Source organism: Vibrio sp. ZF 223, from assembly GCF_003050585.1.
Classification (GTDB): Bacteria; Pseudomonadota; Gammaproteobacteria; order Enterobacterales; family Vibrionaceae; genus Vibrio; species Vibrio crassostreae.
Window position 1 is genome coordinate 413,318 of sequence record NZ_PIGB01000003.1, and the last position, 25,280, is coordinate 438,597.

Below are 25,280 nucleotides of genomic sequence, written 5' to 3' on the forward strand. Positions count from 1 at the left end.
AAACAACAGTAGTTAATCACGATTTACAACCACAATTAACATCGAAAAAAATGTTTGTCTTAGATCATATCAACCTCAACTATGCCTCGTGCCACAGTGCAGTTTTCTGTACATTCATTGTCATATTCTGAAACACTTTCTTATATTTTTTAAACTTTGTGGAGATTTCTATGTTAGAGCTCTTAATCGGATTAGTGATTACTATTGCTGTTGGTTACTTTATTGTAAAAGGCTATAAAGCGGCGGGTGTATTACTAACTGCTGGCCTTGCCCTACTTCTTATTACTGGCCTTATTGGTCACACAGTCTTACCAGCTAAAGTCGCTTCAACAGGTAACATGGTTACCGACTCACTAGAATTTGTTAAATACATGCTTCAGTACCGCGGGGGCGGCCTAGGTATGCAAATCATGCTTCTTTGTGGTTTTGCTTCTTACATGACGCACATTGGCGCTAACAACGTGGTAGTGAAACAGTTCTCTAAACCACTTGCTGCGATCAAATCTCCCTATGTACTTCTTGTTGCGGCTTACATCGTAGCGTGTCTAATGTCTCTAGCAGTAAGTTCTGCAACGGGTCTTGGTGTGCTATTGATGGCAACCCTATTCCCAATGATGACGGCAATGGGTATTTCTCGCCCAGCGGCAGTTGCGGTTTGTGCGTCACCTGCAGCCATCATTCTTTCACCAACCTCTGGTGATGTGGTTATCGCGGCAGAAAAATCAGGCATGTCTCTTGATGTGTTTGCTGTTCAAACGGTACTGCCTGTTTCTATCTGTGCGATCATCGTGATGGCAGGTGCGGCTTTCTTCTGGAACAAATATCTAGATAAGAAAGAAAACACGCCAATGGAAAAAGTAGACGTTTCTGAAATCGAAACAACAGCACCGGCTTTCTACGCTGCACTTCCATTCCTGCCTATCATCGGCGTTTTCCTATTCAACGGTCGTACGATTCCAGGGCTTTCACTTGATATCTACACTATTGTGGTCGGTTCTATCTTCGTGGGCGCGGTCATCGATTACGTTGTTAAGAAGTTTGACGGCGAAAAAACACTAGAGGATTTAGACTCTTGCTACCAAGGTATGGCTGACGCATTTAAAGGCGTGGTAATGCTGTTGGTTGCGGCAGGCGTATTTGCTCAAGGTCTAATGTCTATTGGTGCGATTGATAACTTAATTGGTCTTGCTGAATCGGCAGGCGCAGGCGGTATCGCATTGATGCTTATCCTGACGGGTTTAACGGTTGCTGCAGCTATCGCAACAGGTTCTGGTAACGCGCCTTTCTATGCATTCGTAGAACTGGCTCCATCATTAGCGGCGAAAATGGGCTTGAACCCAGCGTTCCTAATCATCCCAATGCTTCAAGCATCTAACTTAGGCCGTACTATTTCACCAGTATCTGGTGTAATTGTAGCGACATCTGGTATGGGTAAAATCAGCCCATTTGAAGTCGTAAAACGTACTTCTGTACCGGTAATCTGTGGTCTTATTACCGTTATCTTCGGCACGCTTGTATTGGTTCCAATGGCAGCGTAAGCCTTAAGTTTCTAATCTCAAAGAACGAAGAACAAACGAACACCAATACTGATATAAAATGCGTAAACAAAAAGGCGCTGAACCTAATAAGTTCAGCGCCTTTTTTTAATCTCATTTTCTCAACATCGTTAAAACTATCGAGATATGTATAAACAGTAAGGCTTGAAATAGTGTTATCTCAAAGGAACAAGCCCTACTTCATTTCACCATAGCGTTCTAGATACAGAACCGTTGCAGCAGTACGTGAAGGCACTTGTAGCTTTTTCAGCAAGCTTTTCATGTGTACCTTAACTGTCGATTCAGAAATAAACAGGTGATCTGCTATCTGCTTGTTACGGTAACCTTTCGCGACTTCTTGAAGGATTTGCATTTCGCGTTCAGTCAGTTGGTCGAAGATATCATTGCGACTACCAGCGTCATTTAAGTAACGAGCAACCACACTGCTGTAAGCTTTGTCACCGCTGTGTGCTTGCTTAAGCAATTCGATTAACTCATCGGGTTCTGTGTCTTTCAACAAGTAGCCGTCAGCGCCGGCCTTTACGATCGCTTCAATGTCTGCAGGGCTATCAGAAACCGTGAGAATAACGATGTTAGCGCTTGAACCATCAGTACGCAGTGCTTTCAGCGTATCAAGTCCAGACATGCCTTTCATATTAAGATCCAATAGGATCAAATCAGGTTCTTCTTCATGGGCAAGAGCGACTGCTTCAGTACCGTTACTTGCTTCTGCAATCACTTCGAATTCATCTTCAAAGCTCAGTAATTGGCTTATACCTCTGCGCATCAATGGATGATCATCAACCAGCATTACTTTACAAATCGTCAACTTTAACTTCCTTCAAACTTTTATATTTCAATATGACTGTACAGCCTTCACCTTGAGCCGCTTCAATCGTTAAGTCGCCATTCAGTCTTGCCGCACGCTCCTGCATAATACTCATCCCGTAGTGGTTCGTCTTGGAACTACTTGAGTCAAAGCCATCTCCATTATCTTTAATCACGACTAATACTTCACCGTCCTCATCGATACAGCATACATCTATCAAGTCGGCATTGGCGTGTTTTATTGCGTTTATTGTTGCTTCACGAATCAATTGAAGCAAGTGAACCTGACTGTGTGCATCAAGCTCTATGGATGAAAGATTATTGGTTAGATTAATCTTTGCATCTGTTCTTTCACTGAGCTCTTCAAGCATGGTACTTAGAGCCTCGCCGAAGTTGCCCTCTTTTATTGTCAACCTAAAGGTTGTGAGCAACTCTCGTAATTGAGTATAGGCATCAGCTAAACCGTTGCCGATTTCCGACGCTATTTGTTCAGATTGCTCTCGATGCTGTTGTTCTGGCAATTTGCCAATCACGCGCTTCAACAATGTCACTTGGATTTTCAGATACGACAGTGATTGAGCCAATGAATCATGTAGTTCACGTGCAATTGTTGCACGCTCTTCCATAATAATAAGCTGTTCTGCTTTCTTCTGCGCACGATTATAATAGATCGCCCGTGATAACAGTTGGATAAAGCTCTCAATCAGAGTCTTGGTTGAATGGCCATGATGATATGAACAATATAAATAGCCTAAGATAAGCTCATTATCATCCAACTTCATTTCAAACTTTTCATAATCCAAGTTCGAATCATACCCTTCGTCCATAATCAATGAACGACCCGAACTATCAGCTATCTCAAGCCTTAACGACTCTATTCCTTCTAGACTGACTAGGTGCTGCAGAATAGCTCGGAAGTTTTCTGGTGCGATACGTGTAACCGTAAGTTCTTGTGACGAGTGATAAAGCGCCTGCAAAGATTGGTTGGCGTTTTGCAGCTCAACTGTCTTAGCGTCTACAACTGACTCAAGGTTTCGATAGAGCACGCCCAAATCTTTGGCCATCGAGTTAAACGTTTTAGTCAGAATACCCAGTTCGTTGTTATTGGTGACCTTTAACTCTACCTCAAAGTCACTGTTTTTGATCCGCTGACTGGCTCCAACGAGCGCATGCAATGGCTTAACAACTTGTTTACGTACAAAATGAACAACAAAAAGAGATATGACCAAAATTCCGCCTAAGCCAACACCACCGGCCCACGCCAATTTTATTAACTTATCTTCTGAGAATTCTTGAAGCTTGAAAACGAAGCCATCTATCTCAGTAACAAAGTTCTCAACCAACACGAGATAGTGCTTGCGATCTTCACTGTTTAATACTTGCTTCAATTCATGCCAACGACCAATGATCAAGTAATAATCTTCTGTGATGTCCGTCGGAACATTCCAACTGACCAACTTGGTCATGGATGGAGAGTAAAGCGATCGCTCAAACTCGTGAATATGAGAATCATAATCAACTGATTCTATTTGAATATCATGGGCTAAACGGTAGCTCTGCATACGCATTGAACCTGCGACGTTCACCGCTTCTGCATCATTCAAGCTCGAAGCCAATGTAAAGATAGCAAAGCCAGTCGTAGCAACCGACAACAGCAGTATAGAGAGCAAGGATTTTGCTATCGTACTTGTTACAGATGAAACCGGTTTTATAAGCAAAAGTGCCTTCCTATTGATAAATGACTTGCCAGCGATATCGTATTGTCACACATCAAAAATCATAGCTCCATTCAATATGTGATCACTCGCTCCGTAATTTATTGATCTAAGACAATATATGCCCCCAATTAGCCCTTAGGGGGTATTTATACAATTGTTTCTAAAACTACACTACTTATGAGGACAAATTACAAGATATTAATGGAATATTGACCTAAAATTACAACATCTTAGCAACATCTATAGGTATTAAGTGGTAGATCTATCAAAACGCCGTCTGTTCTCTAGAAGAAAAGTTGACTCAAGCCAGATTCGTTTGCCTTGGATTAACAACTTAGAAAGCTTTACAGATGACTGTACTCGCTGCGGTAAATGCATCGAGAATTGTGAGACTAAGATAATCACTGTAGGCGATGGTGGTTTTCCCACTGTCGATTTCTCTATTGATGAATGCACGTTCTGCTATCAATGTGCAGATGTTTGCCCCGAACCCATTTTTAAGCCAAAGCAGGGAGAGCCTTGGCAAGCAAAAGCACATATCTCTGATAAGTGCTTAGCGCAACAAAATGTTGAATGCCGAAGCTGTGGTGACATGTGTGAACCTATGGCCATTCAATTTCAACTTAGAGCAGGCAGTGTTGCTCTACCAAAAATCAAGTTAGATGAGTGTAGCGGTTGTGGAGCCTGCGTAGCAGTTTGCCCTACTTTAGCTATTCTTGTGAGTAATGCATAAAACAAAAATAACGAGAGCAATTTATGGCACTAAATGAAGTGCATATATCAAGTTTAGTCGTGCATGTGAGCCCAGAGCATCTAGACGAGATCAAAGCACAAATCGAGCAGTTCGATAATGCAGAGATTTACGGCAGTAGCCCTGAAGGCAAAATCATAGTGGTCCTAGAAACCGAAAACCAAGGTTTTGTAACGGATACCATCGAAGAAATTAATAATATTACGAACGTTTTAGGGACAGCTTTGGTTTATCACCAAATCGAAACTGGACTGGACGAAACGGATTTAGAAACTGGAAGCAACAATTCTCAACTTGAGGGTGAAGTATGAAAATGACAAGACGTGCGTTTGTGAAAGCAAACGCAGCTGCATCAGCGGCAGCCGTTGCAGGTGTAACTCTACCGGCAACAGCAACCAACCTGATTGCTAGCTCTGATCAAACAAAAATCACGTGGGATAAAGCGCCTTGTCGTTTTTGTGGTACGGGCTGTTCGGTACTGGTAGGTACTCAAAATGGTAAAGTGGTTGCGACTCAAGGCGACCCAGAAGCTCCTGTAAATAAAGGCCTTAACTGTATTAAAGGCTACTTCCTTTCAAAAATCATGTACGGTAAAGACCGTCTTGAGACTCCTCTACTTCGTATGAAAGACGGTGAGTTCCATAAAGATGGTGATTTCGCACCAGTATCTTGGGACAAAGCTTTCGACGTAATGGCTGAGAAATGGAAAGCTTCACTGAAGAAGAATGGCCCAACAGGTGTTGGTATGTTCGGTTCAGGCCAATGGACAGTAATGGAAGGCTACGCAGCGGTTAAGATGATGAAAGCGGGTTTCCGTTCAAACAACATCGATCCGAACGCTCGTCACTGTATGGCTTCAGCGGTAGGCGCATTCATGCGTACTTTCGGTATTGATGAGCCAATGGGTTGTTACGATGACTTTGAACACGCAGACGCATTCGTACTGTGGGGTTCAAACATGGCAGAAATGCACCCAGTACTATGGACTCGTATTACAGACCGTCGTCTAAGCCACCCACACGTTAAAGTAAACGTTCTGTCTACTTACTACCACCGTTCTTTCGAGCTTGCTGACACTGGTTACATCTTCAATCCTCAGTCTGACCTTGCAATTGCGAACTTCGTAGCAAACTACATCATTCAAAACGATGCAGTTAACTGGGACTTCGTGAACAAGCACACAAACTTCAAGCAAGCAACGACAGACATCGGTTACGGCCTTCGTGACGATGATCCACTGCAGAAAGCTGCTGCGAACCCTAACTCAGGCAAAATGACTGATATTAGCTTCGAAGACTACAAAGCTTCTGTTGCTGAATACACAGTTGAGAAAGCGTCTGAAATGTCAGGTGTATCTCAAGACGACCTTATCAAGCTGGCTAAGCAATACGCAGATCCAAACATCAAAGTAATGTCACTTTGGACGATGGGTATGAACCAACATACTCGTGGCGTATGGATGAACAGCCTTGTGTACAACATCCACCTTCTTACAGGTAAGATTTCTACTCCAGGTAACAGCCCATTCTCACTAACGGGCCAACCATCTGCGTGTGGTACAGCTCGTGAAGTTGGTACATTCTCTCACCGTCTACCGGCAGATATGGTTGTTGCTAACCCTAAACACCGTAAGATTGCAGAAGACATCTGGAAACTTCCAGAACGCACTATCCCAGCTAAACCAGGTGCTCACGCTGTAGTTCAAGACCGTATGCTTAAAGACGGTAAGATCAACGCTTACTGGGTAATGTGTAACAACAACATGCAAGCCGGTCCAAACATCAACACTGAACGTCTGCCAGGTTACCGTAACCCAGATAACTTCATTGTATGTTCTGACCCGTACCCAACGGCAACAGCTCAAGCTGCTGACCTTATCCTTCCAACAGCAATGTGGATCGAGAAAGAAGGTGCTTACGGTAACGCAGAGCGTCGTACACAAGCATGGTACCAACAAGTGAAAACCGTAGGTCAAGCTAAGTCTGACCTATGGCAAATCATGGAGTTCTCTAAGCGCTTCACTATTGAAGAAGTTTGGGGTGAAGAACTGGTTGCGAAAATGCCTGAGTACCGTGGCAAAACCATGTACGACGTGCTTTACAAAAACGGCAACGTTGATGCATTCCCACTGTCTGAAGCTCAAGAGCTTAACGATGATGCACAAGCTCAAGGTTTCTACGTTCAAAAAGGCCTATTCGAAGAATACGCAGCCTTTGGTCGCGGCCACGGTCACGATTTAGCGCCATACGATCGCTACCACCAAGTTCGTGGTTTACGTTGGCCTGTTGTTGACGGTAAAGAAACACTATGGCGCTTTAAAGAAGGTTCAGATCCATACGCTAAGAAAGGCTCTGATTGGGACTTCTACGGTAAGCCAGATGGTAAAGCACTGATCATCAATGCCCCATACGAAGCGCCACCTGAAGTACCAAACGATGAATACGATATGTGGCTATGTACAGGTCGTGTTCTTGAGCACTGGCACACAGGTACTATGACTCGTCGTGTACCAGAACTTTACAAAGCAGTACCTGATGCACTGTGTTACATCCACCCTGCTGACGCTAAAGCTCGTGGCCTTCGTCGTGGTGATGAAGTTCTTATCGAAAACAAACGTGGTGAAGTACGCGTTCGTGTTGAAACTCGTGGTCGTAACCGTCCACCACAAGGCTTGGTATTCGTACCATTCTTTGATGCAAGAATTCTGATCAACAAGTTGATCTTGGATGCAACGGATCCTCTGTCTAAACAGACGGACTACAAGAAGTGTCCAGTTAAGATCACTAAGGTTTCTTAAGAGCCATATGCTTTTAGAAACTAGGTACAAGATCTAACGTATTTAATATTGCGGCTACTTTTTTTGTGAATTTTGAAAAAAGTAGTCCACTCAAAGAATTAGCCTTTAGGCGGAGAAATTAACCATGAAAAAACTGATTACTGCCCTACTATCAGCTGGTCTTTTGCTAGCTGGTGCAGTTCAAGCTGAAGCTGAGCTGGATAACCCAGGCGGCATTGGTGGCGTAGAATCTCTACGTGGTGCAAGTGAACTTGAAGCAACTCGCGCAGCAGATGACTTCAAAAAGTTCCCTCGTGACCAAGTACTTGAGAGTGACTACGTATACCAACCACCTCTAGTGCCTCATACTATTCGTAGCTATGAAGTTTCTCTTAACGCTAACAAGTGTCTTTCTTGCCACAGCTGGAAAAACGCAAAAGAAATGGGTGCTACTAAAGTGAGTGTAACTCACTACATGAACCGTGAAGATGCGGTACTTGCAGATGTATCACCTCGTCGTTACTTCTGTCTACAGTGTCACGTACCTCAAGCTAATGCTAAGCCACTAGTTGAGAACGAGTTCAAACCTGTAGATTCACTGCGTTAATCGTAGCCGGACTGTAAGAGAGGCTATATATGATAAAATTACTTAAAGCGTTTTGGAAAAGACTCGCGACACCAAGTAAAGCAGCCGTAGGCGTTGTTTTGTTCTTGGGTTTCTCGGGTGGTCTTTTGTTCTGGGGTGCATTCAACACAGGTATGGAGGCAACCAACACGGAAGAATTCTGTTCTGGCTGTCACGCACCTATCGTTGCTGAAATCCAAGAGACAATTCACTACTCCAACCGTTCTGGTGTTCGTGCTATCTGTTCAGACTGTCACGTACCTCACGAATGGACGGATAAGATTGTTCGTAAGGTTCAAGCATCTAAAGAGCTATACGCTCACTTTATTGCGAAGACCATCAATACTGAAGAAAAGTTCAAAGCGCGTCGTGCTCACCTAGCGGAACGCGAATGGGCTCGATTGAAAAAGAACGATTCACTTGAATGTCGTAACTGTCATCAGTTCGATTACATGGACTTCTCAGAGCAAAGCCCTCGTAGTGCAAAACAACACTCGACTGCGCTAGCTTCTGGTGAAAAAACGTGTGTAGACTGTCACAAAGGTATTGCACACAAACTACCAGACATGCACGGCGTTGAAGGCTGGCAATAAGGAGCGATTGAATGAGTACTTTAGAAAGCGTAATTTGGCACATCCTAGGTTACAGCGCTATGCCAGTTATCATTCTTGGCGGCTTCGCAGGTGTTGCAGCCGTATCTCTTTGGATTTTATCTATGGGTAAAGACAAAGAAATCGATTAATAATCGAGATTGCATCAACGTCTACCAGTTGCTTCTGATAGGAGTTGATACGAAAAAGCCACTGATTTCAGTGGCTTTTTTATTATCTGGCGTTTCTGTTTACTGCTAGGGGGATGATGGAACCTTAGTAAAACGACATCGCAGCTAATATAAAGAAAGCCTTATATAGCAAAATCTAAGCTTCGTTTTTCGGAGCTTCTGTATCAGCAGGCTCTTTATCGACAGCTTCTGTATCAACAATCGGCAGCACCTGTTTTACGTAGTTGCCCGGCGCTTTGCCTATCACAGGGTTAAGCTCAGAACCTTGATTGAATGGTTCGATTTGCTCGTCAGTCTCAAAGCCCTGTAACCACTGATCCCAGTGTGTCCACCATGAACCTTCATTATGGCTTGCGTTTGATAGCCACTCATCAGCAGAATCATCAAGATTGTCATTCAACCAGAACCCGTACTTCTTCTTGCCTGGATGGTTAACAATGCCTGCAATATGACCGGATTCACCCAATACAAAGGTTTTGTTGCCACCCGTATTCAATGCACCGCGATAAGTCCCCTGCCACAAGGCAATATGGTCTTCTTTGGCTGAGATGAAGTAGCTTGGTATTTTGATCTTACTCAGATCTATCCAAACGCCACCAACTTTCACGCCTTTGTCTTGAACGAGTTTGTTCTCAAGGTAAAGCTCACGCAGCAAGAAGTTATGGCACTTAGCAGCTACGTTTGTGCTATCACTGTTCCAATACAACAAATCAAACTCCATTGGGCTGCTGCCTTTGAGGTAATTATCAATGTAGTAGTTCCAGTACAAGCTGTTTTCACGAAGCAAACTGAACGTCACACTCAATGAACGACCATCCATATAACCTTTGGCGTCGTTCTGCTTCTCAATCGCGTTAATGATCGTTTCGTTGATATACGCGCCAACCTCACCCGGCTGCGAGAAATCCAACAAGGTTGTAAAGAAGGTCGCGGTTTTAATGCGTTTCTTCATGCGCTTCGCAGCGTAGTAAGCAACCGTAGAGGCTAATACCGTACCACCGATACAGTAACCTGCTGCGTTAATCTGCTCTTTACCTGTGATGTCTTCAATCGCCGCAACCGCTTTCACTACACCTTCCGTGACATAGTCACCGAACTCTTGGTCTTTCTGCGCCTCGCTCGGATTACGCCAAGACATCATGAATACGCTATGTCCTTGCTCTAGCAACCAGCGCACCATCGAGTTCTTCTCACGAAGGTCAAGAATGTAGTACTTGTTTATAAACGGCGGGACGATCAGCAAAGGCGTCGCATTGACCTGCGGTGTCTTGGGATAGTATTGAATCAGTTCAAACAACTCGTTTTGAAAGACAACATCACCTTCCGTGTTAGCAACATCAACACCTAATCGGAAAGCGTTATTGTTAGTCATACGGATCTTGAGGATATCAGCACTCGCTTCAACGTCTGCTTGTAACTGCTCTAATCCATCAAGCAGGTTTTCACCATTTCGCTCGAGCGTTAGTTTCATCAACTCTGGGTTAGTCGCAATGAAGTTGCTTGGAGAGAGAGCATTGATTGCCTGACGTGAAAAGAACGCCACACGCTCTTTGGTTTTCTCGTCGATGCCTTCGATAGAATTGATGGTGTCAATGTAGCTTTTGCTGAATAGCAAATAAGATTGCTTGATAAAGCTGTAGAATGGGTCGTTTTTCCACGCTTCATCAATAAAGCGCTTGTCGCTGCGACCTTCTGAAATAACACTTTCGGTGTTGCCCATCAGCGCGGCATTCTGCCAGATCTTAAGTTGTTGTTCCCACCATTGAGATTGTAGCTGAAGTAGAACGGCGGGTTGGTTGGCGGCTTGCTCGAAGATTTTTGATGCATCATCAAAGTTCAATTCTTGCATCGCTTGATTGAGGGGAGATTGCGCGGCTTCCTTGTTTTGTTCAAAGTTTTCCCACCATTGCTGGTTCGTTTGTTGAAGTTTAACAAGGTAGTCCGAAAAGAAGTGTTGAAACATAACATGACTCCAATAATCGGAAAATCGCCACCGAGCCTCACAGTAAACACAGTGCTAACTCGATGGCGATTTTATTTATGCAGGTGTAACTGTTTTCAAGTTTTCAGTTGTTAGTGTTTCAACATCTTCTTTGAACTCTTTTGCCGCAGCTTGAAGCTTAGCACTGTCACTCATCATCTGTTGAGACAGCTGAGTTAGCGCTGCTAGTTGCTGGCTGTTGAAAGCCGTTAGGCTAGTCACGTCTTTGATTTCAGTCACTGCTTTCATTTGCGCAAGCCCCATGTCCGTGTAAGTCTGCATAGCATTCATTTGCAGCTCTGTCATCGTTTGGACGTTCTTTGCAACCAACTTGTTGAACTTTAAGTACGGTTCAAATTGCTTTTCAGTTTGGTCAGTAATTGTTTTGAAAATATCCGTGTACATAAATAACTCCTGATGAATACATAGTTTAATAAATTTGTGTCACTATCGATTCAGCCGACGCTTATCGACTAACTCACGATGCTTTGCAAAGCTGAATCGATCTTTTTAAGCTTGCCACCGATATGTCAGGTTCTAACCTTCCATACCTTTTAGCAAAACAGCGGTTCCCATTCCTCCACCCACACAGAGTGAAGCAACGCCATAAGTCGTTTTCTGTTCAAGCATTTCATGGATGAGTGAAACAATAATTCGATTGCCTGAAGCACCTAAAGGATGGCCAAGCGCGATTGCACCACCATTCACGTTGACCTTTGGTTTGAACGCATCAAGCGGGAAATCATGCTGCTCTGACAATTGGTACATCACGCCAAGAGCTTGAGCTGCAAACGCTTCATTCAATTCAAACAAATCTACTTCTTCTAGAGTTAGATTCGCCTTATCAAGCGTTTTCGAAACAGCTTCTACGGGTCCTAAGCCCATGATCTTTGGGTCCAGACCAGACTGTGCGTAACTGGTCAGTTCCACTAAAGGTGTTAGACCATGTTTCGCTACCGCAGATTCAGACGCTAAGATGATTGCACTCGCGCCATCATTGATGCCCGAAGCGTTACCAGCCGTGACTGTTCCTTCACGGTCAAAGGCAGGACGAAGCTTTTGTAGACCTTCGAAGGTTGCATCTGACTTCGGGTACTCATCGGTATCAAAAGTGACAGTTTGTCGACGCTGCTTAACTGCTACAGGCACAATTTGATCGTTAAACTTACCTGCTTCAATCGCCGCGACTGCTTTCTGTTGGCTTTCTAGGGCATAGTTATCTTGAGCAAGGCGAGAAATATTCAACGTATTCGCGATATTTTCAGCGGTCATGCCCATGTGGTAGTGATTAAACGCATCGGTTAAGCCATCACCAACCAGTAAGTCTTTCATTGAGATGTCACCCATTTTGTGACCATTACGAACGCTCGCTGGAACCACAAAAGGAATTTGGGACATCACTTCAACGCCAGCAGCAATAACCAATTCAGCATCTTGTGCTTTGATGTGCGCCGCGGCGTCCATCACTGATTTCATGCCGCTGCCGCAAATCATGTTCACACCGTATGCTGGTGTTTCCTCAGGAAGCCCCGCATAGATGGAAGCCTGACGCGCAACGCCCATACCTTGACCAGCAGAAATCACGTTACCGACAATCACTTCATCAATGACATCTAGGGGAAGGTCTACTGAATCTAGAGCACCTTTGATCGCTACACCAGCCAATTCACCTGCGTTAACGTTTTTCAATGAACCCGTAAATGAACCAATTGGTGTGCGTTTCGCTGCAACAATAAATACTTTTTCCATTATTCAATTCCTGTCAGTTTCGCCATTAGTGCATGTACAAGCCGCCATTCACAGACAATGTCTCGCCTGTAATGTACGCGCCAGATTCACTCGCTAAAAAACCCACTGCATCTGCAATTTCAACAGGTGTTGCTAAGCGTTTCATCGGGATTTGGTTCTTGATTGAATCCAGTACTTCAGGTTTCATTTGCTCAACCATTGGCGTTGCAGTGTAACCAGGGGCAATCACGTTCACTGTCACACCGCTACGAGCACCTTCCGCTGCCAAAGCTTTAGAGAACCCAATCATTCCAGCTTTCGCTGCCGAGTAATTAGTTTGTCCGAATTGACCTTTAAGACCATTTACTGAAGATATATTGATGACTCGGCAGTTACCCTTTTCACACATAGGAGCGAACAGAGGTTGAGTCACGTTGAACAAACTGTTTAAGTTCGTTTCGATAACCTCTTTCCACGCTTCGGCATCCATCTTTTTAAATACGCTATCACGTGTAATACCTGCGTTATTGACTAGCACATCCACCGTGCCTTCTTCTTCTAACAACTTGCTTAAGCTCAGCGCACATTCCGCGGTATTAGTAACATCTAATTCAAACAATCTCACTTGGTCTTCGGTGAATTGTTTTTCATTAAACCAATCCAATGCACATTGGTAGTTTCCAGTAAAATAAGTCGCGATAACACGATAGCCGTCTGCAACTAATTTAGAGGAAATTGCTGAGCCGATACCGCCTTTTGACCCTGTAATTAAAGCAAGTTTTTTCATTAATGGTTCCATCCCTTACAAGCAATTAAATAACAATGATGTTAATAAGATAATGTCTTAGTTGATAATTAAACTTTACGTTTTGCTTTAATTAAACCCTACAACTCAAAATCAAAAAATATTATTACAAATGGGAAATATTTATATCTTATGATTGAAAACTTGACTTCCCTCTCAAAATCAATGAAATGTTGCGAACATGTAAACCAATGCAAGGTGCTGATATCATTAGGATTTATTTAATTTTAACTTTATCACCAAGTAGGTAAGTCATTGTTAATAGGAGATAAACCTATATTTTTTAGCTTGTTTCAAGAAGAATGCAAAGTGAGAATTTGAAATGATTGACCATGGAAATAATAACAAAAATCTTATTATCCATTAATAAATGGTTCATTATCATTCTATATGAACTTCAATATAATTAACGTTCTGAATTGGAAAACTGAACATTATGGATAGGCAAAAAAAAGCCCACTCAATCTATGAGTGGGCTTAATTAAAATCATTAATAAATAGAGCGTGGGTTGCTACTTCGTAAATATTTCATTTTTATTTACATCAAGATAAATTTTGTTTTCAATGGACAACCCGCCACAATAAATAAAATAAACATCTCGATTGCTGTACTTAACCGATTTCACCCATCCGCCGAGTTCTTCAAAATCACTTGGGGCACACTCCCCTTCAGAGATCAGTTTAGCCACCGAATTACGGAATTTCTCTTGATGGATCTTGAGGTCATCAGACTTAACCAAATAGGAATCTAATATCTCTTTGCTTTCTTTTTCTGAGATAATCACTTCATCATTAGATAGACCTGACATAGACACCCATTCAGCTGTCTGCGGGCCACCTTCTTTGAGAACAATATAATCAGAGATACGAGCCCATTCGCCTTGTTTCTCTAATACTTCGACTTTTTCACCTTTGTAGAGATAATCTGTTATCAACCCATCAATTTCAGGTTGCTCTACCACTTCAAGCTTTCTATCCAAAACGTAAAATTCCGTCTGTTCTGGTTCAGGCTGCAGATCCATGATGGGTGCCCGGTCGAATTCTGACTGCTGAGTAACTTCTACAGCTGGCTCTTCCATTTTCTCTGGTGGAATTGGGTCTTTATTCATGACCAAGAAGTAATACGCAGCTCCTCCTCCGCCCAATATTAACAACACAAGTAAAGCGATCAGCGCTTTTTTCATCAAATCCACCAGCTCTTCCGTTTTAGGTATCTTTCAAGTGTACATCAACTCATGCTGCTGCTCATCTATACTCTCTATAGAGAACGCGGTAAGTAGAGGAAAGTCATGAGTTTTTGGGTGAAGGTTATCATTGTGTGTGTACCTTTGAGTGCTAATGTCGTGCTAGCAAACCAATGTAGCAGTGAAAACTGGCAACTACTGCTGGATCGCCAGCTCTCATTTGAAGGACGTTACAACCAATACACCAAAGAATTCAACCAAGTTCTCTCAACCTACAAGTCACAAACGCTGTTATCCAAACATTTCACCAAAAAGCAGATCGTTGAGCTTTGGGCAAAGTACGAGCAAAGGTTTAATGTACAGCTCAATAGTCATATGAATACCGCTTACGATGTCTCTGAGGTTCTATTAAAACAGGCATACGTTGTGTCTACCGAGTTAGATGGAGCTGAGTCTCTCACACACTCTTGGCAAGCCGTCGCTAAACATTGTGCTAGAGCAAAACTACCGAGACAAACAGAAAGTGCACAAGTGCACGTACAAAGCTCACAATCACTCTCCCGAGATCTCCATACACTCAGTGAAAAATTCCGGCAGCTGTCGTCAATATACCGTAGAGAAGCTACGATGATTGATGAAGCACGCCACACAAACCAACCAATAAGCGATGTATCAAACTGAAGAAGCCATTAGATCACCTCACTGTTTGACTGGACTTTTCCGATTAATATGCTCTACCCACTTCATACTATTCTAAGAGCTCGCTAATCAAAGATTTATCAATAAGTTGTAAAACTAATGTGCTAACTATCAACAATAAAGTTCAATTTCCGACCAATGCAAGCGAGTATGTGAGATATTCATCACAAAATAGATTTACAAACGCCAGAAAATTGTTATCATGAATCTTCATATAACTTAATAACAAGAAACATTTTGGCTAGGTAATATGCAAAAGACTATGGCTTTCAACTGCTTGAGTAACACGGAATGGACTGCAGAGATAAGAGGTAAACTTTTATCTGTAGCTAAACACATGGAAGAGTTCGGTTCAGTAAGTGAGCTAGAGCTATGTAAGATATTTGGAGAAACAATTTGGAATGATGGTGTGGATTACCATTCACATGCTTTTTCATTCAGAATTAATGCACAAACTGGGGATTGTTCAATCTCTAACTTTAAGTATCACTAAGTTTTGCACCTACATATACGGAGTACCTTTCACGAGGTTCTCCGTTTTTTATTGCCGTGAGTTTGTCATCCTGTGAGAGATGTTTGGTAACTTTCTCGCTCTTCTTTAAAGATCAAACCATTTCGTTTTCAGCTCACTTTACCGCCGCGTTACTGCTCTTATTTTGGTTTAATCGGTATAAATTGGCAGTGGCGCATTACCTTTTACTTGTCTTATCGCAAGGTGAGTATGAATGTCTTTCACGTTAGAGAGCCTTTGAAGTTTTCTTGTAAATGCCTCGTAGGCCATCAAGTTCGGGCTAACGACTTCTAACAGATAATCATAAGCGCCAGACACCACATGACAGCTGATCACCTCCTCCATCTCGACAATCGCTCCCTCGAACTTATCGATCGACACTTCTTGGTGGTTGTTTAGGCTCACTTCGACAAACACACTCATCGCCACACCCACCTTCTCTCGCGATAAGCTCACGCGGTAACTGTCGATAATGCCTTTTTCTTCAAGCCTTTTGATACGTCTAGCACAAGGTGACGGGGATAAGCCTACTTCATCAGCTAACTCTGCCGTGGTCAATCTACCGTCCTTTTGCAGCAACTCGAGAAGATGTCTATCAATTCTGTCCATAGTGAAAGCCATTCATTAGTTAAATTCGTTAACAATTGAAAGAATGTTAGCAGAAATCCGCAATGATAGGTCAAGTTAGAACGAAACTTGCCAACTTAAGGCACGAGCTCTCCTCCATAATTAGTCATCATTCACTTTCATTGTTTATTATGAATCTTGGCTATCTATCAATTACCATCACTCTGCTCATTTGGGCGAGTTTTTTCCTTTCTCTTAAAGGCGGCGCAAATTCAGATTTAACACCTGCAGATATCGCTCTCACAAGATTTCTCATACCGGCTTTGGTTTTATTGCCTCTGATATGGAAAGCACGCAGCGTGATTGCTGAAGTCCCTAAACGGTATCTAACGGGTATGTTTGTCGGTAGCGGATTGCCTTATCTGCTTGTTGCAGGAACGGCCATGCAGTTTGTTCCGGTATCACATGGCAGTGCTCTTGTTCCGGGCACGCTCCCTCTTTTCGTAACAGGAATTGCCGTACTCTTTTTTAAGCAGCCGCTCAGCCGACACCGTGTTGTCGGTTTAGGTTTGGTCTTGCTCGGTATTGTGTTGTTTTTGGGAAGTAGCTTAAGCAGCTTCAACTTTGAGTACACCAAAGGCCATTTGTTGTTTTTATGCGGAAGCTTAATGTGGGCAACGTTTACCATATCTGCCCGTGTCGCTAATCTTAATGCGTTAGTCAGTGCCGGTTTTATTTCGCTCTGCTCTACTTTGCTGTTACTCGTCCTAATCCTGACCGGAACACTCCCAAGCCATCTAATGGATACACCTATCGCTAATTGGCCCTACACAGAGCTTGCCGTTCATTCAGCTGTGCAAGGCGTTGGGGCGGGTTTAATAGCGGCGTTCACTTACCTTTATGCGGTCAATACCTTAGGGGCTGAACGTTCTGCCGCCTTTGGCAGTGCAACCCCCGCAGTAGCAACCTTGTTAGCCATCCCGCTTTTTAACGAGATTCCCGATGCGATGACTTGGCTCGCCCTTGGTTCGATTTGCATTGGCAGTTTGGTTGCGAGCAACATTTTTATGAGAAACGACCAGTCCATGCAATACCAACCGCCAAGTCATAGTAAAGCGTAACGCTTTTTATATTCACCATTTTCGCTAGTTTTCAGGTATGCGGCATCCAGATAAGTCTGCAAAGGTAGGCTTATCTAAAATCTGCTTTTTCTAAGCTCGCTTCTCCATTAAACTGTCCGACCTTTTTGCTGATTCAAGAGAACACCATGCAACGCGACTACACCTTAAATTGTTTAATCACCATGCCTCGTCATGAACTAGAAGAATTTAGTTTAAGAATGATCCATCGCCTTGTTCCTGAAGACGCAATGACAGAATTGTTCACGTTTGAACAAGAAGAAGTCACCAGCGAAGAACGCATGCAATCAGCGAAATTTGACGCAATGCTTCGAATGACAGCTATCGCGCTTGGTGAAGTGAACCTAGCCTTCTCAGAGTCGGATAACTCGCAACAGAACATCGAGCGAATGACTCGCTTACTGCTTTGGCACTTCTACTCAATTTCTTTCAACCTTGAAGAAGCAATCGCAATCGAAGTGCACTGTGAGAAAGTAGAAAAGATTTTAAAGAATGCACCTAAAGATGCATTTGGTTGGGTTAAAGAATTAACTGAGCTACTTCACTTCTACGCAAAAGTGAACGAAGGTAACGAAGGCAGCAAAGACGCTTAACGTTGCTTCTACGTAAATACACACCAAGCTAAACCAAAGGCAGACAGAACTATACCGAAGGCAAGTAAAAGCTTTGCTGAAATGAGTTCTCTGCCTTTGTTGTTTCTAGCACACTGTGATGCAACATCAGTATAGACTGCGCGATCTTGGTTCCTATTCCCAATGAACCATTCGGTGCTTCCTGCTCCACCTCATTTTGAATCACCACCTTCACCCGCTTCGAATCCGGTTCTAAATCAACACTCAGTGAAACTACTGTTCCAGTTGGGCTATGCCTCAACGCATTGTCTAGTAAGTTCAAAATCAACCTTTCAAGCAAGTCATTGTCACCAGCTGCTTTTACTCCATCAGGTATATCAACCTTAAGTTCGACATCTTTATGGCGGTACTGACTCTGAATCGTTTCTAAGCACTCGCTAAGCAACCCATTCAAATCTATCGATGCGTATCGATAGGTAGGGACAGGATTGTCATGTTTGGCACTGTCGAGCAGTGAATGCAATTGTTCAGACAGTTTATTACCATTGCGATACGCGACATCAATCAGTGAATCCGATTGAGGGTTTTGGATCTTCCATGTTTCTAAGTAACCCAACACACTTGATAACGGTGTTTTCAAATCATGGCTCAGTTGCAATAAACTTTGTCTACGATGTGAAGACTGATACTCAAGCTGTAAGAATTGCTGCTGAATGTGTTTCGCCATCAACTGATAAGAGCGTGCGATCGGCACCAACTCCGGTACTTGATGTATGAAGTTGGGGTCGAGGCGGAAATCTTGCTCTGCTTGCTGTTGTAGCTTATTGGTAACCTCTTCAATAGGGTTCAACAGGCTACGTTTTACGAGCAGGTAAGCGCCAATCGCAAAGCCTAAGATAGAGATCAGCATAAGCCCGGCTAGCGCCATATAAGGCGTATCGACTTGTGAATTGGCAATGACGGTATGGCGGTTACTGCCAATCAACACATACAGATACCCCACCGTAGAACCCAACTCTTCAATCGCAGCAACAGAGAATACCTTACGAGATTCAGGGTTGATCGGGTCTTCACCCAGAATCGGATAAGGCTCGTCATTTAAGAATTGTTTAATGGGTGCTAAGTCTATCTGGTTTGCCAACACAGTGCCCTCTGGTGCGGCGTGTGTCGTGATATTGCCCTGACTGTCGAGAAAGTAGATGTCGAAATCGGGACCAATCAACATCAAGGTATGAAATATGGATTTGAGTGCTTTCGGGTTGTAGTCCGTGCCAATCATCAGAGGATTATCATCACGCATGTGCAGCGCGAGATCTTTATGTAAGCTCTGCTTAGTTCTTTGTTCTATAGTCTCTTTTTGCCAATGATAGGTATAGGCGATAACCACACTCACGAGCAGAAACCACAAACTGGTAAACAGCACTAAACGCGATTTGAAACTCATGTTCTCTCCTCGATGCCTCTTAAGCTTAAGATGCGACACATAACCCTAAACTTTCGATTCGAACTTATAGCCCACACCCCACACGGTTTTGATGAAGTCATCGTCGCTATTCGGCACGGCCAACTTAGTTCTCAAACGGTTAACGGTGCTACACACCGTGTGGTGATACCCAGAATGATCGGTATTCCAAACGTGATTGAGCAGCTCGTCTTTGCTATAGACGCGCCCCGGTCGGGTAGCTAAAAAGTGAAGTAACGTAAACTCGGTTGCGGTAAGTGGGACATCTTGATTATTTAATGAAACCTGATGACGCTCAGGTTGGATGGTAAGCCTGCCAAAACTCATTACGGATTCGGTTGACTGCGGATCTTTCACTATTGCTTCAGAGTGACTTAAGCGACGCAGTATATTCCTTACTCGAGCTTGAAACTCAAGAACGCTGAAAGGCTTGGTAATGTAGTCATCGACCCCGGCTTCTAAGCCTAAGACCTTATCTAGCTCAGTGTCTCTAGCTGTAAGCATCAACACAGGCGCCCAGTCTTCTTGCTGACGTAGCAATCGACAGAAATCAAGACCGTCGCCATCAGGTAAGCCTCGATCAAGCACGATCAAATCAAACTGGCTTCCCTGATATAACGCTTGAGCCTTTTCAATTGAATTGGTTCTTACAACATCATGCCCTTGGAACTTGAGGTGCATCTGCACCAGCTCGGCCAAATCATCGTCGTCTTCGACCAGCAATATGTTTGCCATCAAATTTACCGCAGCACTATTCATGATCCCTGCTCTATTCTGAGTCTGCCCACCTTTCAATTGACCGGAACAGAGCAGGAATTCTTTCATCGTGTATTCAACTAGTTACTCAGTGCGAGTGATGGTAATTCGCGCACCGGGGTTAAGGAAACGATGGTTGCCACTTAATGCGGAGGTCGCAAGACCATCATCTTGGCTGATGACACCAGGATGAAAACTCACTACATCGGTGTCGTCTCGTGTGGTATTAAAGCCCTCACCACCGCCTGCTGGTCCCGGAATGGTTGCAGCAAGCTCATCGTTGAGCTCAGTTCCTGAATCCCACACATTCATGTTCATAACGAACGTGTCGCCCACCGCCAAAGATTTCAGCGATAAACCAGATTCACCAACAAACGCATCATTGGTGTTCACCAACATAGAGGCAACTGAGATATATTCCTCTTGATTTGGGTCGATACGAATAGACACCGTGTCTTGCTCACCCGAAAGAATTAGCCCATTGCCTGAGATACCTTGATAGACATTAGCGTCGCTGTCGCTAAGCGCGATAAGTTCAGCATTGCTGCCGCCTTCAGCTAAGTATTCAAGGTCAACGGAAGCACTTTGCCCGATTTCAAACAGATCAAAACTGGTGTTGTGCGTCAGCACCGCAAGTGGCGACATAGGTTGGTTGGGCGTGAGGTTAGTAACACTCACATCATAGCGATAGTAATCATCGTCATCATCAGGACAACCGGCTAACACGGCAACAGAGGCAGCGATAAATAGAATTCTAGCTTTCATACATCCCCCTTACTTAACAACAATGGTGATAGTTGCAACAGGGTTTAACCAACGATGACTACTGCTATCGAGGTCACTTATACCGCCCGCCGCGTCACTATCACCAATGTTACCCGGATGAATATGAACCTTAGCGTTAGACACGGCAGTCTCCACACCAGTACCACCAGCACCAAAGGTAATAAAGGGAGGATTTGGCATACTGCCTGCCAACTCATCATTGGCTTCTGTACCTGCGTCATAACCATTGAGTGTGGCTTTGTAGGTGCCCGCTTGAGTTGGGATCTTCCAACTGTCTAATCCAACAAAGCCATCATTGGTCGGCAACAACATCGCGCCGAGTGACAAGTAAGCTAAATCACCCGTATCGATATCAAACGTAGTTGCGACGCCTGGATTGAGAATTCCGGCTGCTGGATTCTCAACCACCACGCCGCCCGCGTTAGCAATAACACTAGATAGACCTGAAATATCGCCACCTTCCGCCATGGATTCCAACTCAGCAGAAGCTGCCTCCCCCGTTCTAAACATGAACAAGCTTGAATCATGAGCCGCAGCCAAGATTGGCGTAAAGTAGATCCCTTTTGTGGCATTGGTGACAGTCACCTCAAGCTGGGCTGCCTGAGCTTGAACAGCCCCAAAAGCGAACATCGCTGAGCCAATCACTAAGCTGATTTGAGTACGTTTATTCATTTTGATTCCACCCTTTATCGAGTCCTTTCGTGACTGGCGAATCAATAACATCGAAAGACGTGTTATCTAGTCAGCCACGAACAGTGGTGTTGTTGACTCTAAGAATGGCGATCAAATCTATCAGCAACTTCATTGAATTCTCATAAAAGTCTCACAAGTTTATCCAAACTTATTACAGCCCAGATAAGTAGCCATAGAGCACTGATATTTAAGAGAAATTAGTCGCCTCACAAAGCAAAAGGGAAACATAAAAAAAGAATATGAAAGGAAGAAAACGCAAAAAGGCCGAATCGATATACCGATTCGGCCTCTGTTTTTGTGTATTGTTGCTCGTTCTAAAAGTCGTATAGACCTCTAAGCAAAGCTAACAGAACAACATCAATTTATAACGCGTAGTTTGCGTCAATAAGCTCGCTTACTTCAACTTTCGTTACTTCAGCACGCGCTTCAAGCCATTGTGCAACTTGCAGTTGCTCTGCTTCTGTCACTGAACGGTAGCGCTCAATAGAGCATAAGAAACCTTCAAACAGCTCAAGACCACCGCCACCAAAGCACAGACCGATGCTGTCGATGAAATCGATGAACTCGTCAATGAACACATCGTATTGATCAAAATCAGTAATCGATGTCTTGCAGCTTACTTCAAAACCCAGAATCGCGAATTCACCTAGGTATAGCTTTTTGCGTAGGCGACGATTTTTGTTTTCGATTTTATCTAATTTCATAACTGTCTCTCTTTTCATTTGATTAAGCATTTATACACAGTTCTAACCCAATCCCCAAGTGTTTTGTCTTGCATGAGAAGTGTTATGGCAAAAATCGTGCTACAGAAACAAAAGCTTAATGAAAACTATAAAAATCTGTCACTTAACTGCTTCACGATTGGTCACACATTTACCCAACTTATTAACCAATTAATTAGGGCGTGTTGATCTTTTGAGCTGATTTTTGCAGCGAGTTGCTGGGTATTTATACAAGGCAGAGGCTTCGATGTGTAGCTAGCCTACATGAGAAGCCGATAACGCAGTAGAAATGACCAGCAAACGCTGCCCGAAGGGTTCGGCTAAAAGCGTTTTACTCTTTGTTGAGGAGGATTTGCTTAGAATGACTAGGCTACTTCCCCCTCGCCGCGATTAAAACGCTTTTATCTCGAACAAAATTTAACCGCAAAAGGTCAACACGCCCTAGTAGACGGGTAAGTCATAAATAACGAATAATAAAGTCAGCCAATAGGAAGCAGTCGCGATGAGCAAGGAAACATTTGATAGCACTCGTTTTAACAAGAGTAAAAACAAACCCTTCGAAGAAGTTCTAGATGCAAACCTTTCAAGAAGAAACGTATTAAAAGGCGGTTTAGGCATCAGTGCAATGACGGCTTTTGGCGCGTTTGGTTTAGCGGGTCACAGCACAGCTAACGCCGCAACAATGCAAGCAACAGGCGCGCAGAAAAGCACCGCGACTCTAGCGTTTGAATCGGTTAAAGGCTCATTGACTGACAGTGTTGTCGTACCGAAAGGTTACACAGCACAAGTGCTTGTTCCTTGGGGTACGCCACTTAACAAGCAAGGTAATGCTTGGTTAAAAGACGGTACAAACAACGCACAAGACCAAGCCAACGCACTGGGAATGCACCACGATGGCATGCACTTCTTCCCACTCGACGGCAACAGCAATGACGGTTTGTTGGTGATCAACCACGAATACATTGACCAAAAAGCCCTGCACGCTAATGGCCCTACATACAATGAAGGCGCTCGTCCTAACATTGATGAAGTACGTAAAGAGATCAACGCACACGGCGTGAGTGTGGTTCGCGTTAAGCTTGAAGGCAATCAATGGGTAATAGTCGATAACGATCCACTTAACCGTCGCTACACTGGCGCAACTGTGATGGACCTGTCTGGCCCTGTCGCTCACAGTGAGTTTACCAAAACCAAATTCTCACAAGACGGTAGCCAAGCTCGTGGAACATTGAATAACTGTGGCAACGGCTACACACCTTGGGGCACTTACCTAACTTGTGAAGAGAACTGGCCAGGTTACTTCGTCAATAAAGGTACAACGACACCAGCTCAAGAACGTATCGGTATCGCTACTGACAAAACTCGCTACGGTTGGGACACACTTTCTGGTGACAAACAAGAACGCTTGGATGAGTTCGCACGTTTTGATGTAACACCAACCGCTGATTCACCAATGGACGATTACCGTAATGAAGCACACGGTCACGGCTACATTGTTGAAATCGACCCATACACAGCAAACTCTCGCGCTAAAAAACGTTCTGCACTGGGTTGTTTCCGTCACGAAGGCTGTACATTTGGTAAGTTGACCGAAGGAGAACCGATCGTATTCTACTCTGGCCACGATTCTCGTTTCGAATACCTCTACAAATTTGTTTCTGAAGCAAAATGGGACCCGCGTGACGCTGAGCCAAGCAACCGCCTAAGCGCGGGCGACAAATACATGGACAAAGGCACGCTTTACGTCGCTAAGTTCAACGACGACGGTTCAGGTACATGGTTACCATTAACACTCAGCAGCAAAACCACAAACGGCGGCAAGCTAGGTGATTCATATGACTCTCAAGCCGCACTTATCGTTAATACCGCAGGCGCAGCCGACCTTGTAGGCGCAACGCCAATGGATCGTCCTGAATGGTGCTCTGTAGACCCAATGACAGGTACGGCTTACTTAACGCTAACGAACAACAATAAGCGCAAAGAAGCCAATTCAGCGAACCCTCGCGTAAACAACAAGTTTGGTCATGTTATCCGCTGGGATGAAGGTAAAACGGCTGGCGAATTCGATTGGGATATCTTTGTATTCGGCTCTCCAGCAGTGGAAGATAAATCTATCAACCGCTCAGGACTAACAGACACGAACCAATTCGCGAGCCCTGACGGCTTAGCGTTTGATGCTCGTGGCATTTTGTGGATTCAAACAGATAACGGTGCAGACGAAGTTACTGGGTACACCAACGACCAAATGCTGGCAGTAGTTCCATCTCAGTTAACGGACGACAAAGGCAACAGCGCGGTGATTGATGCAAACAACCAGGCACAGCTTAAACGCTTCTTTGTGGGTCCAAACGGTTGTGAAGTTACGGGCTTTACCATTAGCCCAGATTTCAAATCACTATTTGTGAACATTCAACACCCTGCAAACTGGCCATCGTCTGAAGATGCAACAGCTCAAACTCAAGGCAATGTTCGCCCACGAGCATCTACCGTTGTGATTCGTCGTGAAGACGGCGGTGAAATAGCTGTTTAATACTTAGGCTAACTAAGATTAGAAACACTTCGGTTATCTAGTTTCCGTTACCTAGCTAAGTAGAATCAAAAAGAGCGATAAGGTTAAATGCCCTATCGCTCTTTTTATATTCGGTCAGTTCTTCGATTCAA

At 43.9% G+C, this 25,280-nt stretch carries 25 protein-coding genes; 12 read left to right on the top strand and 13 right to left on the bottom strand.

Translation table 11 applies throughout. The features are described 5' to 3' along the window. The first annotated feature begins 170 nt into the window (after positions 1 to 170). The gene (gene dcuC, locus CWO13_RS09380) at positions 171 to 1,538 is read left to right on the top strand and encodes an anaerobic C4-dicarboxylate transporter DcuC (RefSeq protein ID WP_009845449.1); all 1,368 of its coding nucleotides are present in this window, start codon (positions 171 to 173) and stop codon (positions 1,536 to 1,538) included. Between the two features lie 193 nt (positions 1,539 to 1,731). On the opposite strand, the gene CWO13_RS09385 is transcribed toward dcuC, so the two are convergent. Together CWO13_RS09385 and narQ are read right to left on the bottom strand one after the other, a co-directional pair. Then, entirely contained in the window at positions 1,732 to 2,364 is a 633-nt protein-coding gene (locus tag CWO13_RS09385) for a response regulator (protein ID WP_008219279.1), read from the bottom strand. Beyond that, positions 2,351 to 4,081: a nitrate/nitrite two-component system sensor histidine kinase NarQ gene (narQ, locus tag CWO13_RS09390; protein WP_102478768.1), complete on the bottom strand. Its 1,731-nt coding sequence runs from the start codon at positions 4,079 to 4,081 to the stop codon at positions 2,351 to 2,353. The genes CWO13_RS09385 and narQ overlap by 14 nt, the downstream gene beginning before the upstream one ends. Positions 4,082 to 4,334: 253 nt before the next feature. On the opposite strand from narQ, the gene napF reads away from it, so the two are divergent. The 6 genes from napF (at position 4,335) to CWO13_RS09420 (ending at position 8,975) form a co-directional block, all read left to right on the top strand. Beyond that, the gene (gene napF, locus CWO13_RS09395; protein ID WP_102478767.1) at positions 4,335 to 4,814 is read left to right on the top strand and encodes a ferredoxin-type protein NapF; all 480 of its coding nucleotides are present in this window, start codon (positions 4,335 to 4,337) and stop codon (positions 4,812 to 4,814) included. Positions 4,815 to 4,837: 23 nt separating this feature from the next. Continuing rightward, complete coding sequence (locus CWO13_RS09400; RefSeq protein ID WP_019824440.1) at positions 4,838 to 5,143, top strand: chaperone NapD; 306 nt, start codon at positions 4,838 to 4,840, stop codon at positions 5,141 to 5,143. Next, on the top strand, positions 5,140 to 7,629 hold the full coding sequence (napA, locus tag CWO13_RS09405) for a periplasmic nitrate reductase subunit alpha (RefSeq protein WP_108082841.1): 2,490 nt from the start codon (positions 5,140 to 5,142) through the stop codon (positions 7,627 to 7,629). Before CWO13_RS09400 ends, napA begins: the two co-directional genes overlap by 4 nt. Positions 7,630 to 7,753: 124 nt before the next feature. Continuing rightward, on the top strand, positions 7,754 to 8,215 hold the full coding sequence (locus CWO13_RS09410) for a nitrate reductase cytochrome c-type subunit (RefSeq protein ID WP_017062614.1): 462 nt from the start codon (positions 7,754 to 7,756) through the stop codon (positions 8,213 to 8,215). Between the two features lie 29 nt (positions 8,216 to 8,244). Then, on the top strand, positions 8,245 to 8,826 hold the full coding sequence (locus tag CWO13_RS09415) for a NapC/NirT family cytochrome c (RefSeq protein WP_009845456.1): 582 nt from the start codon (positions 8,245 to 8,247) through the stop codon (positions 8,824 to 8,826). Between the two features lie 11 nt (positions 8,827 to 8,837). Continuing rightward, complete coding sequence (locus tag CWO13_RS09420; protein WP_010430103.1) at positions 8,838 to 8,975, top strand: TIGR02808 family protein; 138 nt, start codon at positions 8,838 to 8,840, stop codon at positions 8,973 to 8,975. Between the two features lie 175 nt (positions 8,976 to 9,150). Here the strand turns inward: CWO13_RS09420 and phaC are convergent, their stop codons facing one another. From phaC to CWO13_RS09445, 5 genes are all read right to left on the bottom strand, one after another. Next, positions 9,151 to 10,977 carry a class I poly(R)-hydroxyalkanoic acid synthase gene (gene phaC, locus CWO13_RS09425; RefSeq protein WP_108082842.1) on the bottom strand — a complete coding sequence of 609 codons (1,827 nt, stop codon included), beginning with the start codon at positions 10,975 to 10,977 and terminating at the stop codon, positions 9,151 to 9,153. 75 nt (positions 10,978 to 11,052) lie between these two features. After that, a complete protein-coding gene (locus tag CWO13_RS09430) occupies positions 11,053 to 11,400 on the bottom strand; it encodes a phasin family protein (protein WP_048660075.1) in 348 nt (115 codons plus the stop codon). 132 nt (positions 11,401 to 11,532) lie between these two features. Beyond that, the gene (locus tag CWO13_RS09435; RefSeq protein WP_102431374.1) at positions 11,533 to 12,744 is read right to left on the bottom strand and encodes an acetyl-CoA C-acetyltransferase; all 1,212 of its coding nucleotides are present in this window, start codon (positions 12,742 to 12,744) and stop codon (positions 11,533 to 11,535) included. Positions 12,745 to 12,769: 25 nt separating this feature from the next. Further along, positions 12,770 to 13,510, bottom strand: a complete 741-nt coding sequence (locus CWO13_RS09440; protein WP_048613548.1) for an SDR family oxidoreductase — start codon at positions 13,508 to 13,510, stop codon at positions 12,770 to 12,772. A gap of 530 nt (positions 13,511 to 14,040) precedes the next feature. Then, positions 14,041 to 14,721: an SH3 domain-containing protein gene (locus tag CWO13_RS09445; protein ID WP_108082843.1), complete on the bottom strand. Its 681-nt coding sequence runs from the start codon at positions 14,719 to 14,721 to the stop codon at positions 14,041 to 14,043. 96 nt (positions 14,722 to 14,817) lie between these two features. Between CWO13_RS09445 and CWO13_RS09450 the strand changes: the two genes are divergently transcribed. Then, positions 14,818 to 15,393, top strand: coding sequence for a hypothetical protein (locus tag CWO13_RS09450; RefSeq protein ID WP_102431708.1), 576 nt, complete (start codon positions 14,818 to 14,820; stop codon positions 15,391 to 15,393). A gap of 268 nt (positions 15,394 to 15,661) precedes the next feature. Beyond that, entirely contained in the window at positions 15,662 to 15,904 is a 243-nt protein-coding gene (locus CWO13_RS09455; protein WP_017062621.1) for a hypothetical protein, read from the top strand. Between the two features lie 168 nt (positions 15,905 to 16,072). Here the strand turns inward: CWO13_RS09455 and CWO13_RS09460 are convergent, their stop codons facing one another. Beyond that, positions 16,073 to 16,531, bottom strand: coding sequence for an Lrp/AsnC family transcriptional regulator (locus tag CWO13_RS09460; protein WP_102431709.1), 459 nt, complete (start codon positions 16,529 to 16,531; stop codon positions 16,073 to 16,075). 149 nt (positions 16,532 to 16,680) lie between these two features. On the opposite strand from CWO13_RS09460, the gene CWO13_RS09465 reads away from it, so the two are divergent. Continuing rightward, positions 16,681 to 17,610, top strand: coding sequence for a DMT family transporter (locus CWO13_RS09465; RefSeq protein WP_048666318.1), 930 nt, complete (start codon positions 16,681 to 16,683; stop codon positions 17,608 to 17,610). A gap of 146 nt (positions 17,611 to 17,756) precedes the next feature. Then, positions 17,757 to 18,221, top strand: coding sequence for an exoribonuclease R (locus CWO13_RS09470; protein WP_102431710.1), 465 nt, complete (start codon positions 17,757 to 17,759; stop codon positions 18,219 to 18,221). A 49-nt stretch (positions 18,222 to 18,270) separates the two neighbouring features. On the opposite strand, the gene CWO13_RS09475 is transcribed toward CWO13_RS09470, so the two are convergent. The 5 genes from CWO13_RS09475 to CWO13_RS09495 form a co-directional block, all read right to left on the bottom strand. Next, positions 18,271 to 19,644 (bottom strand): sensor histidine kinase, encoded by a 1,374-nt coding sequence (locus CWO13_RS09475; RefSeq protein ID WP_102431711.1) that lies wholly within the window; start codon positions 19,642 to 19,644, stop codon positions 18,271 to 18,273. A 45-nt stretch (positions 19,645 to 19,689) separates the two neighbouring features. Then, positions 19,690 to 20,421, bottom strand: coding sequence for a response regulator transcription factor (locus CWO13_RS09480; protein ID WP_102431712.1), 732 nt, complete (start codon positions 20,419 to 20,421; stop codon positions 19,690 to 19,692). An 81-nt stretch (positions 20,422 to 20,502) separates the two neighbouring features. Further along, positions 20,503 to 21,183 (bottom strand): spondin domain-containing protein, encoded by a 681-nt coding sequence (locus tag CWO13_RS09485; RefSeq protein WP_102431713.1) that lies wholly within the window; start codon positions 21,181 to 21,183, stop codon positions 20,503 to 20,505. A 9-nt stretch (positions 21,184 to 21,192) separates the two neighbouring features. Continuing rightward, positions 21,193 to 21,876 carry a spondin domain-containing protein gene (locus tag CWO13_RS09490; protein ID WP_102431714.1) on the bottom strand — a complete coding sequence of 228 codons (684 nt, stop codon included), beginning with the start codon at positions 21,874 to 21,876 and terminating at the stop codon, positions 21,193 to 21,195. Between the two features lie 383 nt (positions 21,877 to 22,259). Next, complete coding sequence (locus CWO13_RS09495; protein WP_108082844.1) at positions 22,260 to 22,601, bottom strand: YggL family protein; 342 nt, start codon at positions 22,599 to 22,601, stop codon at positions 22,260 to 22,262. A 520-nt stretch (positions 22,602 to 23,121) separates the two neighbouring features. On the opposite strand from CWO13_RS09495, the gene CWO13_RS09505 reads away from it, so the two are divergent. Further along, entirely contained in the window at positions 23,122 to 25,149 is a 2,028-nt protein-coding gene (locus tag CWO13_RS09505) for a PhoX family protein (protein WP_108082845.1), read from the top strand. Positions 25,150 to 25,280: the final 131 nt, after the last annotated feature.

Bases quoted from the DNA above. Each gene is read 5' to 3' on its own strand.
- CWO13_RS09435 (WP_102431374.1), bottom strand. From the start codon at position 12,744: ATGGAAAAAGTATTTATTGTTGCAGCGAAACGCACACCAATTGGTTCA.
- CWO13_RS09430 (WP_048660075.1), bottom strand. From the start codon at position 11,400: ATGTACACGGATATTTTCAAAACAATTACTGACCAAACTGAAAAGCAA.
- CWO13_RS09400 (WP_019824440.1), top strand. From the start codon at position 4,838: ATGGCACTAAATGAAGTGCATATATCAAGTTTAGTCGTGCATGTGAGC.
- CWO13_RS09420 (WP_010430103.1), top strand. From the start codon at position 8,838: ATGAGTACTTTAGAAAGCGTAATTTGGCACATCCTAGGTTACAGCGCT.
- napA (WP_108082841.1), top strand. From the start codon at position 5,140: ATGAAAATGACAAGACGTGCGTTTGTGAAAGCAAACGCAGCTGCATCA.
- dcuC (WP_009845449.1), top strand. From the start codon at position 171: ATGTTAGAGCTCTTAATCGGATTAGTGATTACTATTGCTGTTGGTTAC.
- CWO13_RS09495 (WP_108082844.1), bottom strand. From the start codon at position 22,601: ATGAAATTAGATAAAATCGAAAACAAAAATCGTCGCCTACGCAAAAAG.
- CWO13_RS09465 (WP_048666318.1), top strand. From the start codon at position 16,681: ATGAATCTTGGCTATCTATCAATTACCATCACTCTGCTCATTTGGGCG.
- CWO13_RS09455 (WP_017062621.1), top strand. From the start codon at position 15,662: ATGCAAAAGACTATGGCTTTCAACTGCTTGAGTAACACGGAATGGACT.
- CWO13_RS09475 (WP_102431711.1), bottom strand. From the start codon at position 19,644: ATGAGTTTCAAATCGCGTTTAGTGCTGTTTACCAGTTTGTGGTTTCTG.
- CWO13_RS09415 (WP_009845456.1), top strand. From the start codon at position 8,245: ATGATAAAATTACTTAAAGCGTTTTGGAAAAGACTCGCGACACCAAGT.
- CWO13_RS09480 (WP_102431712.1), bottom strand. From the start codon at position 20,421: ATGAATAGTGCTGCGGTAAATTTGATGGCAAACATATTGCTGGTCGAA.
- phaC (WP_108082842.1), bottom strand. From the start codon at position 10,977: ATGTTTCAACACTTCTTTTCGGACTACCTTGTTAAACTTCAACAAACG.
- CWO13_RS09485 (WP_102431713.1), bottom strand. From the start codon at position 21,183: ATGAAAGCTAGAATTCTATTTATCGCTGCCTCTGTTGCCGTGTTAGCC.
- CWO13_RS09410 (WP_017062614.1), top strand. From the start codon at position 7,754: ATGAAAAAACTGATTACTGCCCTACTATCAGCTGGTCTTTTGCTAGCT.
- CWO13_RS09440 (WP_048613548.1), bottom strand. From the start codon at position 13,510: ATGAAAAAACTTGCTTTAATTACAGGGTCAAAAGGCGGTATCGGCTCA.
- CWO13_RS09505 (WP_108082845.1), top strand. From the start codon at position 23,122: ATGAGCAAGGAAACATTTGATAGCACTCGTTTTAACAAGAGTAAAAAC.
- CWO13_RS09460 (WP_102431709.1), bottom strand. From the start codon at position 16,531: ATGGACAGAATTGATAGACATCTTCTCGAGTTGCTGCAAAAGGACGGT.
- CWO13_RS09450 (WP_102431708.1), top strand. From the start codon at position 14,818: ATGAGTTTTTGGGTGAAGGTTATCATTGTGTGTGTACCTTTGAGTGCT.
- CWO13_RS09490 (WP_102431714.1), bottom strand. From the start codon at position 21,876: ATGAATAAACGTACTCAAATCAGCTTAGTGATTGGCTCAGCGATGTTC.
- CWO13_RS09470 (WP_102431710.1), top strand. From the start codon at position 17,757: ATGCAACGCGACTACACCTTAAATTGTTTAATCACCATGCCTCGTCAT.